Source organism: Actinoplanes sp. NPDC051388 (assembly GCF_055586225.1).
In genome coordinates this window covers 42,985-57,230 of the sequence record NZ_JBVJIP010000002.1, presented here as the reverse complement: position 1 = coordinate 57,230, position 14,246 = coordinate 42,985, and the positions used below count along the sequence as shown (strand labels likewise).

General features: G+C 71.4%; 12 protein-coding genes. 4 read left to right on the top strand and 8 right to left on the bottom strand.

All coding sequences use genetic code 11. The features are described from left to right. Positions 1 to 42 precede the first annotated feature (42 nt). The 3 genes from ACZ6TI_RS04490 to ACZ6TI_RS04480 are packed head-to-tail and all read right to left on the bottom strand — an operon-like array spanning position 43 to position 4,737. A complete protein-coding gene (locus ACZ6TI_RS04490; RefSeq protein ID WP_465343595.1) occupies positions 43 to 837 on the bottom strand; it encodes a DedA family protein in 795 nt (264 codons plus the stop codon). A 55-nt stretch (positions 838 to 892) separates the two neighbouring features. Continuing rightward, on the bottom strand, positions 893 to 3,340 hold the full coding sequence (locus tag ACZ6TI_RS04485) for a polynucleotide kinase-phosphatase (protein WP_465343594.1): 2,448 nt from the start codon (positions 3,338 to 3,340) through the stop codon (positions 893 to 895). Next, positions 3,337 to 4,737, bottom strand: a complete 1,401-nt coding sequence (locus ACZ6TI_RS04480; protein WP_465343593.1) for a 3' terminal RNA ribose 2'-O-methyltransferase Hen1 — start codon at positions 4,735 to 4,737, stop codon at positions 3,337 to 3,339. Before ACZ6TI_RS04480 ends, ACZ6TI_RS04485 begins: the two co-directional genes overlap by 4 nt. Before the next feature lie 136 nt (positions 4,738 to 4,873). Here ACZ6TI_RS04480 and fbaA point away from each other — a divergent pair, with 136 nt between their 5' ends. Then, positions 4,874 to 5,899, top strand: a complete 1,026-nt coding sequence (gene fbaA / locus ACZ6TI_RS04475; RefSeq protein ID WP_465343592.1) for a class II fructose-bisphosphate aldolase — start codon at positions 4,874 to 4,876, stop codon at positions 5,897 to 5,899. An 87-nt stretch (positions 5,900 to 5,986) separates the two neighbouring features. Further along, a complete protein-coding gene (locus ACZ6TI_RS04470) occupies positions 5,987 to 6,502 on the top strand; it encodes a hypothetical protein (RefSeq protein WP_465343591.1) in 516 nt (171 codons plus the stop codon). On the opposite strand, the gene ACZ6TI_RS04465 is transcribed toward ACZ6TI_RS04470, so the two are convergent. Then, a complete protein-coding gene (locus ACZ6TI_RS04465; protein WP_465343590.1) occupies positions 6,499 to 7,662 on the bottom strand; it encodes an LOG family protein in 1,164 nt (387 codons plus the stop codon). The two genes, ACZ6TI_RS04470 and ACZ6TI_RS04465, sit on opposite strands and share 4 nt — an antisense overlap. A 19-nt stretch (positions 7,663 to 7,681) precedes the next feature. On the opposite strand from ACZ6TI_RS04465, the gene ACZ6TI_RS04460 reads away from it, so the two are divergent. Further along, positions 7,682 to 8,104, top strand: a complete 423-nt coding sequence (locus tag ACZ6TI_RS04460; RefSeq protein ID WP_465343589.1) for a DUF3151 domain-containing protein — start codon at positions 7,682 to 7,684, stop codon at positions 8,102 to 8,104. Here ACZ6TI_RS04460 and ACZ6TI_RS04455 read toward each other — a convergent pair. From ACZ6TI_RS04455 to ACZ6TI_RS04445, 3 genes are read right to left on the bottom strand one after another with little or no spacing between them, the layout of a single operon-like run. Beyond that, positions 8,101 to 9,984, bottom strand: a complete 1,884-nt coding sequence (locus ACZ6TI_RS04455; protein ID WP_465343588.1) for a MinD/ParA family ATP-binding protein — start codon at positions 9,982 to 9,984, stop codon at positions 8,101 to 8,103. The two genes, ACZ6TI_RS04460 and ACZ6TI_RS04455, sit on opposite strands and share 4 nt — an antisense overlap. Before the next feature lie 31 nt (positions 9,985 to 10,015). After that, positions 10,016 to 10,972 (bottom strand): diacylglycerol kinase family protein, encoded by a 957-nt coding sequence (locus ACZ6TI_RS04450; RefSeq protein WP_465343587.1) that lies wholly within the window; start codon positions 10,970 to 10,972, stop codon positions 10,016 to 10,018. Positions 10,973 to 10,977: 5 nt separating this feature from the next. Next, positions 10,978 to 12,261, bottom strand: a complete 1,284-nt coding sequence (locus tag ACZ6TI_RS04445; RefSeq protein WP_465343586.1) for an adenylosuccinate synthase — start codon at positions 12,259 to 12,261, stop codon at positions 10,978 to 10,980. 164 nt (positions 12,262 to 12,425) lie between these two features. On the opposite strand from ACZ6TI_RS04445, the gene purD reads away from it, so the two are divergent. Then, on the top strand, positions 12,426 to 13,667 hold the full coding sequence (gene purD, locus ACZ6TI_RS04440) for a phosphoribosylamine--glycine ligase (protein ID WP_465343585.1): 1,242 nt from the start codon (positions 12,426 to 12,428) through the stop codon (positions 13,665 to 13,667). On the opposite strand, the gene ACZ6TI_RS04435 is transcribed toward purD, so the two are convergent. After that, positions 13,664 to 14,116: an SCP2 sterol-binding domain-containing protein gene (locus tag ACZ6TI_RS04435; protein WP_465343584.1), complete on the bottom strand. Its 453-nt coding sequence runs from the start codon at positions 14,114 to 14,116 to the stop codon at positions 13,664 to 13,666. The two genes, purD and ACZ6TI_RS04435, sit on opposite strands and share 4 nt — an antisense overlap. Positions 14,117 to 14,246: the final 130 nt, after the last annotated feature.

Below are 14,246 nucleotides of genomic sequence, written 5' to 3'. Positions count from 1 at the left end.
AAAAGGCGCCCACCTTGCCGGTGGGCGCCTTTCTTGTGCCGGTCACTGGTGGTGGTGCGGCTTGTGCTCCTCGATCTCGTCGTGGATCGCGTCGGCGATGCCGGCCACGGTCGCCGCGGCGACGACGCCGATCGCGGTCGCGGGGCCCGCCTCCGCGGCCCGCTTCTTCGCCTTCCGCTCGCGCAGGATCTCGATCAGGATCGGCAGCACCGAGATCAGCACGATCAGCGCGACCACCGGCAGGATGTAGTGGTCGATGTCCTCGCCGATGGCTTCCCAGATCTGGCGGGCGAGCAGGTAACCGATCAGCAGGATGCCGTCGGTCCACAGGATGCCGCCGACGATGTTCCACAGCAGGAACTGCCGGGCCGGCATGCCGAGGGTGCCGGCCACCGGGTTGAGGAAGGTGCGCACGATCGGGATGAAGCGGGCGAGCACCACGGCCTTGGCCGGGCCGAACTTCTCGAAGTAGTACTCCGCCTTCTCCACGTACTCCTTCTTGAAGAGCCGGGAGTTCGGCTTCTCGAACATCTTGCGGCCGTAGCGCGCGCCGAGGAAGTGGCCGAGCTGGGCGCCCACGATCGCGCAGATCGGGGCGCCGATCAGCAGGCCGACGATGGACACCCGGCTGCCGGCACCGAAGATCGAGTCAGCCACCGGGGACGCCGCGACGCCGGCCAGGAACAGCAGCGAGTCACCGGGGAAGAAGAAGCCGACCAGCAGGCCGGTCTCGGCGAACATGATCGCCCACACCCCGTACAGACCCAGGGTCTGCACCAGATCCTTGGGATCCAGCGGGTTGAGGGCGAGCTGATCGGTCAGCGCACGGGTATCCACGAGGAGCCAGGGTACCGGCCGCGTCACGGGGCACGGCTGTGCAACCGCTGTGAGATCAGAGCCGGGGGTCGACCGGTTCGGACTCGCAGGCCAGAACGGCGAAAACCAGCTCATGGATCCGCCAGGTGGGCGCCCCCTCGGCCAGCCGGTCCAGCGCCGCCAGGCCAAGCCCGTGCTCGCGCAGGGCCAGGTTGCGCTTGCGGCCGAGCGATCGCCTGCGCAGCCCGCCGAGCTGGTCCGGGCGGGTGTACTCCGGGCCGTAGATGATCCGCAGGTATTCCCGGCCACGGCACTTCACGCCCGGCTGTATCAGCCGGCCGCGGTCGTCGGTGACCTTGAGCCCGGCGTACGGCTTGACGACCATGCCCTCGCCGCCGGCCTCGGTCAGCGCCATCCACCACTCGACCGCGGCCGCCTCCGAGGCCTCGTCGCCGAGGTCGACCACGATCCGGCGGGTCGGCGTGAACAGCTCGGGGTCGGCCGCCACCAGCCGGTCGGCCATCGCCAGGTGCCAGCCGTGGTCGCGGTCGGCGAACGAGACGCCCTCGCCGGCCAGCACCGCGAACGGCGCCAGCGTGACCGGGTCGGTGGTCGCGTACGTGCGGTAGGCCGCCGAGTAGCCGGCCACCTCCGCGACCCGCAGCTCCAGCCGGTCGCGCAGCGCGGCCACCTCGAGCCCGCGCCCGGCGGCGGCCTCCAGCACCGAGAGCGCGGCGGGCAGCGCGGCCCGGCCGGCCGCGCCGACCCCGGCATAGCGCTGCCGGATCAGCTCGGCGGCCTTGGCCGACCACGGCAGCAGCTCGGTGTCGAGCAGCAGCCAGTCGGTGTTGAGCTCGTCGAAGAGCGGCTCGGCGGCCCGGCGCACGCGAGCCAGCAGCGGCTCGACGTCGGTGAAGAACGGCCGGCCGGTGCGGGTCCAGATCGCGCCCCCGTCGCGCGACACCTTGACCACCGCGCGCGAGCCCATGTGCTTCTCCTCGCAGATCACCCGGCCGGCCTCGCGCAGGTCGCCGAACGCCCCGGACGGGTGCTCCAGGTAGCCGTCCAGGGTCGAGGTGGAGCACGGCGCCATGGTCGGCGGCAGCCACACCAGCGTCGGCGGGTCCAGCGCGAACCGGCCCATCACCTCGAGCGCGGCGGCGGCGTTCTCGGCGGCGACGGTGATCCGGCCGTACCCGTAGTCGAGGTGCCGGCGGCCGGTCACGTCCGCGAGGTCGAGTTCGTCGTCGGCCCGCGCCGCGGCGTGCAGCGGCTTGGCCGGCGCGTAGTACTCCCGCGCGGCCGGCACCGACACCAGCTCGCGGGACGGCCAGCGCAGCGCGGTCAGAGCGCCGCCGAAGACGCAGCCGGTGTCCAGACAGATGGTGTTGTTGATCCACTCGGGCGTGAGGGTGGGCGTGTGGCCGTAGACCACGGCGGCCGACCCTCGGTAGTCGCGGGCCCACGGGTAGCGGACCGGCAGGCCGTATTCATCGGTCTCGCCGGTGGTCTCGCCATAGAGCGCGAAGGCCCGCACCCGGCCCGAGGCGCGGCCCTGGTAGGCCTCCTTGAGCCCGGCGTGCGCCACCACCAGGTTGCCGCCGTCCAGCACGTAGTGGCTGATCAGGCCGTCGATGAAGGCGCGCACCTCGGCCACGAAGGCGTCGTCGGTGCGTTCGAGCTGGGCCAGCGTCTCGGGCAGGCCATGGGTCAGCTGCACGTTTCGGCCGTTCAGCTTGCGGCCCAGCTTCTGCTCGTGGTTGCCGGGCACGCACAGCGCGGTGCCGTCGGCCACCATGTTCATCACCAGCCGCAGCACGCCCGGCGAATCCGGCCCGCGGTCGACCAGGTCGCCGACGAAGACCGCGGTGCGGCCCTCCGGGTGCTCGGCCCGGTCGTCCTTGACCAGGTAACCCAGCTCGCCCAGCAGCGCGTCGAGCTCCACCCGGCAGCCGTGCACGTCGCCGATGATGTCGAACGGTCCGGTCCGGTCGCGCAGGTCGTTGTACGAGCGCTCATATCGGATCGTCGCGTTCTCGATCTCCTCCACCCCGCGCAGCACGTGCACCTTGCGGAAACCCTCGCGAGCCAGCCGGCCGACGGATCGTCGCAGGTCACGGCTCATCCGGGCGAGAACCGGGCGGCCGAACGTGCGGTCCGCGCGCTGCTCGGTGCGCTCCCAGGCCACCGACTCGGGCACGTCCAGCACGATCGCCACCGGCAGCACGTCGTGCTCGCGGGCCAGCTGGACCAGGCCGGCCCGGGCGGCGGTCTGCAGGTTCGTCGCGTCCACCACGGTGCGCCGGCCGGCCTCCAGGCGCTTGCCGGCCACGAAGTGCAGCGCCTCGAACGCAGGGGTCGAGGCGGACTGGTCGTTTTCGTCGTCGGCCACCAGGCCCCGGAAGAAGTCCGAGGACAGCACCTGGGTGGGCCGGAAGTGCTTGCGGGCGAAGGTGGACTTGCCGGATCCGGAGATGCCGACGAGGGCCACGAGGGACAGCTCGGGGATGTCGATCTCGGTCATGCGGGGTCCTCCTTCCGGAAGAGGGCGAGCTGGGTCGGCGTACCCGTCTCGGGGTTGTCGTCGCCGACGCCGCGGAAGGTGACCGCGTAGCCGAACGTGGTGGCCACCCGGGTGGCCCAGGTCTGGAACTCGGCGCGGGTCCACTCGAAGCGATGGTCCGAGTGCCGCATGCCGGTCAGACCCTCGTAGTGCACGTTGAACTCGCTGTTCGGGGTCGTCACGATCACCGCGTCGGGCTTCGCGTGGCCGAAGACGCTCGCTTCCAGAGCGGGCAGCCGCGACGCGTCCAGGTGCTCGATGACCTCCATCAGCACCGCCGCGTCATAGCCGCGCAGCCGGTCGTCGCGGTAGGTCAGCGCGGACTGCCAGAGCTTGACCCGGTCGCGCTGTCGCTCGGGCAGGCGGTCCAGCCGCAGCCGCCGGGCGGCCACCTCGAGCGCGCGGGTGGAGACGTCGACGCCGGTGATCTCGCGGAACCGCCGGTCCGCGAGCAGTGCGGTGAGCAGGGCGCCCTGGCCGCAGCCGAGGTCGAGCACCTTGCTCGCGCCGACCTCGTGCAGCGCGGCCAGCACCGCGTCGCGCCGCTGCTCGGCCAGCGAGCGCTTGCGGACCACCGGCAGCTCGGCGTCCTCGTCCGTGCTCAGGTCGGGCGGCGTGTCGACGCTGTCCGGGTCGCTGCGGTCGAGCTGTTCGAGCGCGGTGGCCGCCAGCGACCGCCGGTGCGCCAGGTATCTCCGGGTGATCAGCACCTTCTCCGGGTGCTCGGCGAGCCAGCCCTCGCCGGAGCGCAGCAGCTTGTCGATCTCGTCCGGGGCGACCCAGTAGTGCTTGGCGTCGTCGAGCACCGGGAGCATCACGTAGACGTGGTTGAGCGCGTCGGCCACCCGCAGCGTGCCGGTCAGGGTCAGGTCCACATATGCGCTGTCGCCGCTCAGCGGGTGGCCGGCGGGCACGTCGTCCAGCGGGATCGGCACGGCGGTGACCTGCCAGCCGAGCGGCGCGAACAGCTTTTCCGCCAGCTCGGGGGTGCCGCGCAGCACCGGGACCCGGATCTGCAGCGGCAGCGGCTCCCCGGCCAGCTCGGGGCGGTCCTTCGAGCGGCCGCGCAGGGCCGAGCGGAACACCGTGTTCAGCGCGCCGGCGAGCAGGCTGGAGGCGGTGTACGGGCGATCGTTCACGTACTGACCCAGCGCGAAGGTGTCGCTGCGCGCACGCAGGCGCTGCGGGTCGACGTCCACCAGCAGCGCGGCGGTGCACCGATCCTCGGTCGCCTCCGGATAGAGCACGTATGCCGTGCCGGTGGGCAGGTCGAAGGAATGCACCTTGTCCGGATGCTTGACCAGCAGGTAACCGAGGTCGGTGGCCGGCCGGTGGGTGGTGGTCAGGGTCAGCAGCACTCGGCAATGGTCTCAGCGGCGTCACTGCTCGGCGACCCCAATTGCCAGGGTGGAATACTGCCTGCTGGGGGACAGCGCGGTCCTGCCTCCTCGCCAAACGCAAGATAGTCGCTCGGAAGATCAAGGAGCATTCCCGATGCCCATCGCGTCCCCTGAGGTCTACCGCGAGATGCTCGACCGTGCCAAGGCCGGCGCGTTCGCGTACCCCGCGATCAACGTGACGTCCTCGCAGACCCTCAACGCCGCCCTGCAGGGCTTCACCGAGGCGGGCAGCGACGGCATCATCCAGATCTCCACCGGCGGCGCGGAGTACGTCTCCGGCCCGACCGTCAAGAACATGGTCACCGGCTCGGTCGCATTGGCCGAGTTCGCGCACGAGGTGGCCAAGAACTACCCGGTCAACATCGCGCTGCACACCGACCACTGCCCGAAGAACAAGCTGGACGGCTTCGTCCGCCCGCTGATCGCCGTCTCGCAGGAGCGGGTCAACCGCGGCCAGGCGCCGCTCTTCCAGTCGCACATGTGGGACGGCTCCGCGGTGCCGGTGGACGAGAACCTGGAGATCGCCGAGGAGCTGCTGGCGCAGTGCAACAACGCGCACATCGTCCTCGAGATCGAGGTCGGCGTGGTCGGCGGCGAGGAGGACGGCGTCTCCGCCGCGATCGACGACAAGCTCTACTCCACCGTCGAGGACGGCCTGGCCACCGCGGCGAAGCTGGGCCTGGGTGAGAAGGGCGTCTACATGACCGCCCTGACCTTCGGCAACGTGCACGGGGTCTACAAGCCGGGCAACGTCAAGCTGCGTCCCGAGATCCTCAAGGAGATCCAGGACGCGGTGGGCGCGAAGTACGGCAAGGAGAAGCCGTTCGACCTGGTGTTCCACGGCGGCTCCGGCTCGCTGCTCTCGGAGATCCGGTCGGCGCTGGACTTCGGCGTGGTGAAGATGAACATCGACACCGACACGCAGTACGCGTTCACCCGCCCGGTCGCCGACCACATGTTCCGCAACTACGACGGCGTCCTCAAGGTCGACGGCGAGGTCGGCAACAAGAAGGCGTACGACCCGCGGGCCTGGGGCAAGCTCGCCGAGGCCGGCCTGGCGACGCGCGTCGTCGAGGCGTGCGAGAACCTGCGCTCGACCGGAACCACTCTCTCGAAGTAGTCGGCTGCTCACGGCCGGTCTACTGCGTGGTAGTAGACCGGCCGTTCTGGGTACGATCGTCCTCTTCTCCGTCGGTAGGGGGTGATCGTGCTAGGTATCGATGGTTATGAGCCTGTCTGGCATCACGACGCCGAAGCCCTCGCCGCCGTCCACCGCCTCCGGTTCGCCCGGCTGATCGGGCGCCCGCTGCGGGCCGGCTGGCTGATGTGGGACATCGCCGAGCGCGGCTGGTTCGCCGACGGCCCGGTGATCCTCGACTTCGGCCGCACCCGCGTCGAGATCACCCACCGCAAGTTCGACGAGTGCGCGATCACCTGGGACCAGATCGACATGGGCGTGCCGATCGACTGGTACGAGCACTTCGACTGGCGCCCCGACCCGCACGTCGCGCTGCGCAACGCCCGCGGCAAGACGCTGCGGGCGGTGAACATCATCGAGCTGGTCACGGTGGCCGAGTGGCGGCCGCGCATCCTGCACGCCGTCGAGTTCCTCTTCACCGGCGCGCGGCTGGCCGTCTACAACGCGATGGACGAGAACGGCCTCACCGACGTGCCCGAAGTGGACCTGCCCCTGCACAGCTTCCGCCGCGTCCACGTGGCCTAGCCGAGGGCCGCCATCGCCTCGTCGAGCGAGTCGGTGACGACGATCAGGCCGGACTGGTCGCCGTGCGGTGAGCGGGCCAGCAGCGGCCGCAGCAGCGCCTCGACCGGCAGCTGCGCCCAGTGCTCGACGCCCAGGAAGACGAAGGCGCCGGACGGCCCGTCGGTGCGATAGAACGTCTTGGTCGCGGCCTGGAAGATCTCCTGCACGGTGCCGGCCCAGCCGGGCGCGAAGACGATGCCGCCGCGGGACAGCCGCAGGATCGAGTCCTCGCGCACCGCGTTGGAGAAATACTTGCCGATCTGACCGGCGAAGAGATTCGCCGGCTCGTGCCCATAGAGCCAGGTGGGCAGCGCGAGGCCACCACGGGTCAGCCCGGCCTTCTCGGGGTACGCCGCGCGCACCGCGATCGCCGCGCCGGTATAGGGATCGTGGTCCAGGAAGTCCGGCGCTTCCTGCAGCACGTCGATCGCGGCGGACAATTCGGATCCATCGCGCCCCGAGAAATAGGCGCCGAGATTGGCCGCCTCCATCACGCCCGGCCCGCCGCCGGTGACGATCAGCCGGCCCGCGCCGGCCAGCCGCCAGGACAACTCAGCCGCCATCCGATAGGCCGCCGACCCGCGTGGCTGCGCGTGCCCGCCCATGATGCCGACCGGCAGCGGCGAACCGGTCCAGGCGGTCAGGGCCTTGCCCAGCGCGTTGTCGATGCCGGCGTCGTGCAGCCGCTGCGCGATCGCCTCCCGGATGTCCGGCGCCGCCCCGCCATGGTCCAGAAAGTGCCGGTAGACGATCGTGTCGTACATGCCGGCGAAGCCCGCCTCGGCGAACCCGAAGGACAGGTCGTCGGGGGTGTAGAGGGTGGCCGGATGCGTCGGGTAGGGATGCTCCTCGAACGGCGGCACCACGTGCGCGCCGCGCCGGGTGAGGTCGATCTCCACCTCGTCGGAGGCCATCCGGCAGCCGATGAACAGCGTCTCGCGCACGTCCACGCCGGTGAAGTCGGGCGGGTCGACGTCCAGCCGCAGCCCGAGCACCACCAGGCCGGCCAGCGAACGCTTGCCGTGGTGGCTGTCGAACTCGGCACGGGACTCGATCTCGTCGGCGGTGGCGTCGAACGGCACGTCCCCGCCGAGCATGGGCTGTAAGGGGTCACCGGGCATGCCGGTAGGTTATCGAGTCATGCACAACCTCCTTCCCGAGCCGCCCGCCACGCTGTTGCCCGCCGACGCGGAGGCCGACAAGGCTTTGGCCGAAGCCGCCGAGACCGGCACCGACGAGGCGTTCGCCGCCGCGGCGGCCCGCTTCCCGGCATACAGCGCGGTCTGGGCGCCACTCGCGGCCAACGCTCTCGCCGCCGGACAGCCCGTCATGGCCTATGCCTACGCCCGCACCGGTTACCACCGCGGCCTCGACTCGCTGCGCCGCAACGGCTGGAAGGGGCACGGCCCGGTGCCCTGGGCGCACGTGCCCAACCAGGGCTTCCTGCGCTGCCTGCACAGCCTGGCGCTGGCCGCGGCGGCGATCGGCGAGTCGGACGAGGCGGCCCGGTGCGCGCAGTTCCTGCGCGACTCCGACCCGGCCGCCGCCGACGCCCTGGCCTAAAGGCCTTCGGCGACCGCGGCCGCGATCTTCAGCCAGGAGTCGCGGGTGTTGCTGGACAGCCCGCCGTAGCGGATCGGCTCGCCCGAGTCGATCAGCTTCTCGTAGGGCGCCAGCAGCACCGCGCGGGTGCGGGCGGCGAAGTGTCGCTGGATGGCCGGCAGGTCGATGTCCTTGCGGGTGGTCGGCATGGTGACCACGCTGACCGCCTGACGCACCAACCGCTGCCGGCCGCTCTGCTCGAGGTGGTCGAGCATCCGGGCGGCGGTCTCGGCCGAGTCGTTCCGCGCCGACATGGTGATCACCAGCTGGTCGGTGGCGTCCATCGCGGCCTGCCAGTTCTGCGCGCGCACGTTGTTGCCGGTGTCCACGAAGATCAGCTTGTAGAACCGGCTGACGATCTCGCGGATCTCGGCGAACGCGCTCGCGGTCAGCATCTCGCCCGCGGTGGCGGACTCGTCCGAGGCGAGCACGTCGAACATGCCCTCGCCCTGGGCCCGCACATATTGCGACAGGTCACCGACTCGGCCGTGCGAACCGCGGAACAGATGCAGGTCGCGCATCATGTCGCGGACCGTGCGGGCATGGAAGTCCTGCTGGGCGCGCATGCCGAGGGTGCCCTGGGTCTCGTTGTTGTCCCAGGCCAGCACGTATCCGCCGCGCTTCTGCCCGAAGGTCATCGCGAGCAGCAGCACGGCCACCGTCTTGCCGGCGCCGCCCTTCGGGTTGACCACGGTCACCTGCCGCAGCCCGCCGAAGTTGCGCCGGACCATTTCGACGTCCTGCTTGTACTCCTTCTCGAACTTGCCCGGCGCCAGCCGGACCAGGCCCATCGTGCTCTTCTGCAGGATCGCGCGGGCGCCCATCGTCGCGGTCGGCTCGGCCGGTTTGGCCAGCCGCCGGCGGGCGAACTCCTCGGCGGTCGGGGTGCCGTCCGACACCCACGGCATCTGCTGGTAGGGGTCCGTCGGCGGCGCCTGATCCGGGCGCGGGCCGGGCGCCGGCGGCGGCGCCTGCTGCTGACGTGCCCGCGGGTCGACCGCCGGCGGATATGGCCCCGGCGGGGTCGGCTTCGGCGGCTGCGGCTGGGGCGGCGGACCCGGCGGACGGTAAACCGGCCCGGTGCCGTTCTCGGTGCTCTGCCGCGGCGCCGGCGCGGGACCGGGCACCGGTGCGGGACCAGGCCCCGGTGCGGGAGCAGGGCCGGGTGCGGGAGCAGGGCCGGGTGCGGGCGGCGTGGGCTGCTGCCGCACCTGCGGAGGCTGCGGCGGAACGCCGGCCCGGCCGCGGCTGCCGAGCGGCTGCCCGTCCACCCCGGCGTCCGGCGGCGGCGTCGGGCGCTGCGGCGGCGGCTGCGCCCACGGCGACTCCGGCGGCCCGTCCTGCGGCGGCGGCGCGGGCGGGCTCACCTGCTGCTCGTCGGCCAGGCTCGCCCAGGGCTGGGTGCGCGGCTCCTCGTCAGGACGCGGTGCCGGGGCCGGCTGGGCGGAGACCTGCTGTGGCGTGATCGGGTGCACCGGCACCGGCTGCTGCGGAATCGGGTGCGGCGTCACCGGCTGCTGCGGGACCGGGTGCGGCGCCACCGTCTGCTGGGGCATCGGGTGCGGCGGGACCTGCTGGTGCGGGTGCGGCTGCACCGGGACCGGCGGTGGTGGCGGAGGTGGGACCACAGTGGTGTCCGGCGACGGCGGTGGTGGCGCCGGCACGGTGGCCGAACCCGATGCGACCTGCCTGGGTGGGCCGGACTCGTGCGGCACCGGCCGGCCGCCGTGGACCGGGGCGTCCAGCTCCTCCGGCGGCCAGAACGGTTCCACGTCCCGGGCGGGCGGCGTCGGATTGTTGGTGCCCGGGACGTAGACGCGGTCGGCGTTCTCGTCCTCCACTGGTGGTTCCTCCCCGTCGATGCCTACTCATTCAGCCTTGCACAGGCGGTCGTGGTGCGTACACCGCCCAGGCGCCGGGCTCGGTCCACCACGAGCGCTTGCGGGTCGTCGAGCCGCCCACGCCGTCGTCGAGGAACTGGACCTCGCCGTCGCGGGGCAGCACAGACACGGCTCGGCCGCGGGCGCGGCGCACTTCGACGCGTACCCGGGAAGATCGGAACCTCCGGCGCTCCACCACCGGGACCGCCACCGCGACCTCGACCCGCCCGTCGGTGGGGTTGCCCTCGGTGAGCAGCGGCAGACCGTCGAAGGTGGCGTAACCACCGGCGTTGCCGACCGCGCAGGCCAGGATCGGGTCGGTGCCGTCGGAGAGCAGCGCGTCGTCCACCTCGATGCGACCGCGCCACGGCACCGCTCGGCCGTCGTCGTCCGCGCCGCCGATCAGCGCGCCGTCGATGGTCACCGAACCGCCGTCGTTGCGCAGCAGGTCGAGGCGGCGGGTGGTGCCCTCCAGCACGGCGGCGGCGACCTGCTCGGGGGTGCGCGGCAGGCCCAGCTGGGCGGCGAGATCGCCGGTCGCGGACGGGTCGAGCGGCAGGATCGCCAGCGGCGGCAGGTCCGGGACGGTGCGGTTGTCGGCCAGGTCGGCGGGGCGTTTGCTGGGCGGTGGCGCGTACCGCCGGACCAGGCGGCGCACGACGGCGCGCAACTGGCCGTCGGTGGCCGTGGCGACGATCAACCTCTGCTTGCTGTCCGGGTCGGGCCAGGTCAGGCCGTCGGGCCTGGGCCCGCCGTCGAAGCGCGCCAGCACGGCGTCGATCTCCGCGTCCGATCCGGCCACGACGGTCTCGACGCGCGCGCCGGCCTTCTGCAGGGCATCGGCACAAATCAAGACCGGGGTACGCGGTGAGCACGCCGTCTCGCACCCGCCGCAACCCGAGCCGCAACCGCCACCTTCAGAGAGGCTGAGCACCACGACGTCATACATGCTGGTCAGATCACCTTGTGCCGCTCGATGACCGCCTCGCGGCCGGCGCCGACGCCGACGATCGAGATGCGCGCGCCGATCCGTGCCTCGACGAACTCGATGAACCGCTGGGCGTCCTTGGGCAGGTCCTCGAACCGGCGGCAGCCCGAGATGCTCTGCTTCCAGCCGGGCAGCGTCTCGTAGATCGGCACCGCGTGGTGGAAGTCGGACTGGCTGAGCGGCATCTCGTCGTGCCGGACGCCGTTGACCTCATAGGCCACGCACACCGGGATCTCGTCGAGCTCGTCGTAGTTATCGATCTTGGTGAGGGCGAAGTCGGTGACCCCGTTGATCCGCTGCGCGTAACGGCCCATCACCAGGTCGAGCCAGCCGATCCGGCGCGGGCGGCCGGTGGTCGTGCCGTATTCCTGACCGACCTCGCGCAGGTAGTCGCCGAACTTGTCGTGCAGCTCGGTGGGGAACGGGCCCTCGCCGACCCGGCTGGTGAACGCCTTGAGCACCGCGACCACCCGGTCGATCCGGGTGGGCGGGATGCCGGCGCCGGTGCAGGCGCCGCCGGCGGTCGCGTTGGAGCTGGTCACGAACGGGTAGGTGCCGTGGTCGACGTCGAGCAGGGTGGCCTGGCCGGCCTCGCAGAGCACGACCTTGCCCTGGTCGATCGCCTGGGCCAGCTCGAGCGCGGTGTCGGTGACCATCGGGCGCAGCCGATCGACATAGGAGAGCAGCTCGGTGATCACCTCTTCCGGCTTGATCGCCGAGCGGTTGTAGATCTTGGTGAGCACCTGATTTTTGAAGGAGAGCGCGGCCTCCACCTTCTGCCGCAGGATCGACTCGTCGAAGAGATCCTGGATGCGGACGCCGAGGCGGTTCATCTTGTCCGCATAGGTCGGGCCGATGCCGCGGCCGGTGGTGCCGATCCGGCGTGCGCCCAGATAACGCTCGCTGACCTTGTCGAGCGAGCGGTTGTAAGACGCGATCACGTGCGCGTTGGCGCTGATCCGCAGGCGGGAGGTGTCGAAGCCGCGGGCCTCGAGCCCGTCGATCTCCTCGAACAGCACGGCCAGGTCGATCACCACGCCGTTGCCGATGACCGGGGTCACGCCGGGCGACAGGATGCCGCTGGGCAGCAGGTGCAGCGCGTATTTCTGGCCGTCGATGACGACCGTGTGCCCGGCGTTGTTGCCGCCGTTGAACTTGACCACGTAGTCGATGCGGTCGCCCAGCAGGTCAGTGGCCTTGCCTTTGCCTTCGTCGCCCCATTGGGCTCCGACCAACACGATCACCGGCACTGTTCTTGACGCCTTCCCTCACGCACCTCGTACGCGGGAGTGCCCGGGTACTGCCGAAGTTTACGCGAATACGCAGCGTGCGGCTTGGTCGAAGGGGTGCCGAGGTTGGTTTACCGGGTCCTCCTCGCTGTTCGCGGGACCGGGCGTCGGTAGCATCACCGTCCGTGCGCATCCTCCTGATCGGGTCCGGCGGGCGGGAACACGCCCTCGCCGTCGGCCTCTCCGCTGACCCCGCCGTGGACCTGCTGGTCGTCGCCCCCGGCAATCCCGGCATCGGCCAGATCGCCGAGCTGCGGGAAGTCACCGCCACCGACCCGGCCGCAGTGGCCGCGCTCGCTGTCGAGCTCGCCGCCGACCTGGTCGTGATCGGTCCCGAGGCGCCGCTCGTGGCCGGCGTCGCGGACGCGGTGCGCGCGAAGGGCATCGCCTGCTTCGGCCCGTCCGCCGCGGCGGCCCGGCTGGAGGGGTCCAAGGAATTCGCCAAGGACGTGATGGCCGCGGCCGGCGTGCCGACCGCCGGTTACCGCGCGTCCACCACTGAGGCCGAGGCGCGGGCCGCGCTCGAGGCGTTCGGGGCGCCGCACGTGGTCAAGAACGACGGTCTCGCGGCCGGCAAGGGCGTGGTGGTCACGTCGTCGATGGACGAGGCGCTGGCGCACGCCCGGGAGTGCGGCCGGGTGGTGATCGAGGAGTTCCTGGACGGACCCGAGGTGTCGCTCTTCGTGGTCACCGACGGGACCGCCGCGGTGCCACTCATGCCGGCCCAGGACTTCAAGCGGGTGGGCGACGACGATCAGGGCCCGAACACCGGCGGCATGGGCGCCTATGCGCCGCTGACCTGGGCGCCCGCCGATCTGGTCGAGCGGGTCATGCGGGAGACCGTGGAGCCGACGCTGGCTGAAATGCGCCGCCGGGGCACACCGTTCGCCGGGTTGCTCTACGTCGGGCTGGCCCTGACCCCGGACGGCCCGAAGGTGATCGAGTTCAACGCCCGCTTCGGCGACCCGGAGACCCAGGTGGTGCTCGCGCTGCTGGCCACGCCGCTGGGCGGGCTGCTGCACGCCGCGGCCGTCGGCACCCTGGCCACGCACCCGCCGCTGGTCTGGCGGCCGGGCGCGGCGGTCACGGTCGTGGTGGCCGGCCACAACTACCCCGGTGTGCCGCGGACCGGCGACGTGATCACCGGCGCCGAGCGCCCCGGCGTGATCCATGCGGGCACCGCCCGGCGTGCGGACGGCGCCCTGGTCTCGGCGGGCGGGCGCGTTTTGAGCGCCACCGCCACCGGCGCCGACCTGGCAGCGGCCCGCGACGCCGCATATGCCCTGGTCGACGGCATCACCCTGGACGGCTCGCACCACCGCACCGACATCGCGCTGCGGGCCGCCCAGGGAACGATCGGCTATTAAGCCTTGGGGATGTCGAACAGCTTCGCGACCTGGGCCGCCAGGCTCAGGTCACCCTTGGCCTTGATCTTGCCGGTCATGAACATCATCATCGGGTTCCCGTCGCCGGAGACGACCTTGAGGAACGTCACCGGGTCCATGGTCATGGCCAGCTTCGGCTCGCGCGCGGGCTGATTGGTGACCGTGCAGGCGCCGTCCTCGATCACGGTCTCGTAGGTGTCGGTGCCGCCGCCCGCGCCGCCGGTGATGATCCAGTGGATCACCGCCTGGGTGCTGCCGGCACGGTCCGCGCGGAACAGCGTGGGCATCCGGTTGAAGATCTCGTCGAGGATCTTGCCGCGGCCGTCGCCGGCCATGACCTCCGCGATCTTCGCATCCGGCGTGGTCTTGACCGCCTGCGCGAACTCCTTGGGCCCAAGCGTGGCGAGGGCCTCGGGGGTGAAATCAGTCATCGTGGGACCTTTCGGAATGAACGCCAGACCTACTCACCGGTAACCCTAGCGAGAAGTCGCTTTCTCCGCGCAGTTTGCCACCCCCCAATAACCATTGGACAGTCGAGGGTGGTTGTGCCAGACTCCCCAA

Coding starts and splice junctions, on each gene's coding strand:
- ACZ6TI_RS04485 (WP_465343594.1), bottom strand. CDS start 3,340: ATGACCGAGATCGACATCCCCGAGCTGTCCCTCGTGGCCCTCGTCGGC.
- fbaA (WP_465343592.1), top strand. CDS start 4,874: ATGCCCATCGCGTCCCCTGAGGTCTACCGCGAGATGCTCGACCGTGCC.
- ACZ6TI_RS04465 (WP_465343590.1), bottom strand. CDS start 7,662: ATGCCCGGTGACCCCTTACAGCCCATGCTCGGCGGGGACGTGCCGTTC.
- ACZ6TI_RS04460 (WP_465343589.1), top strand. CDS start 7,682: ATGCACAACCTCCTTCCCGAGCCGCCCGCCACGCTGTTGCCCGCCGAC.
- ACZ6TI_RS04450 (WP_465343587.1), bottom strand. CDS start 10,972: ATGTATGACGTCGTGGTGCTCAGCCTCTCTGAAGGTGGCGGTTGCGGC.
- ACZ6TI_RS04435 (WP_465343584.1), bottom strand. CDS start 14,116: ATGACTGATTTCACCCCCGAGGCCCTCGCCACGCTTGGGCCCAAGGAG.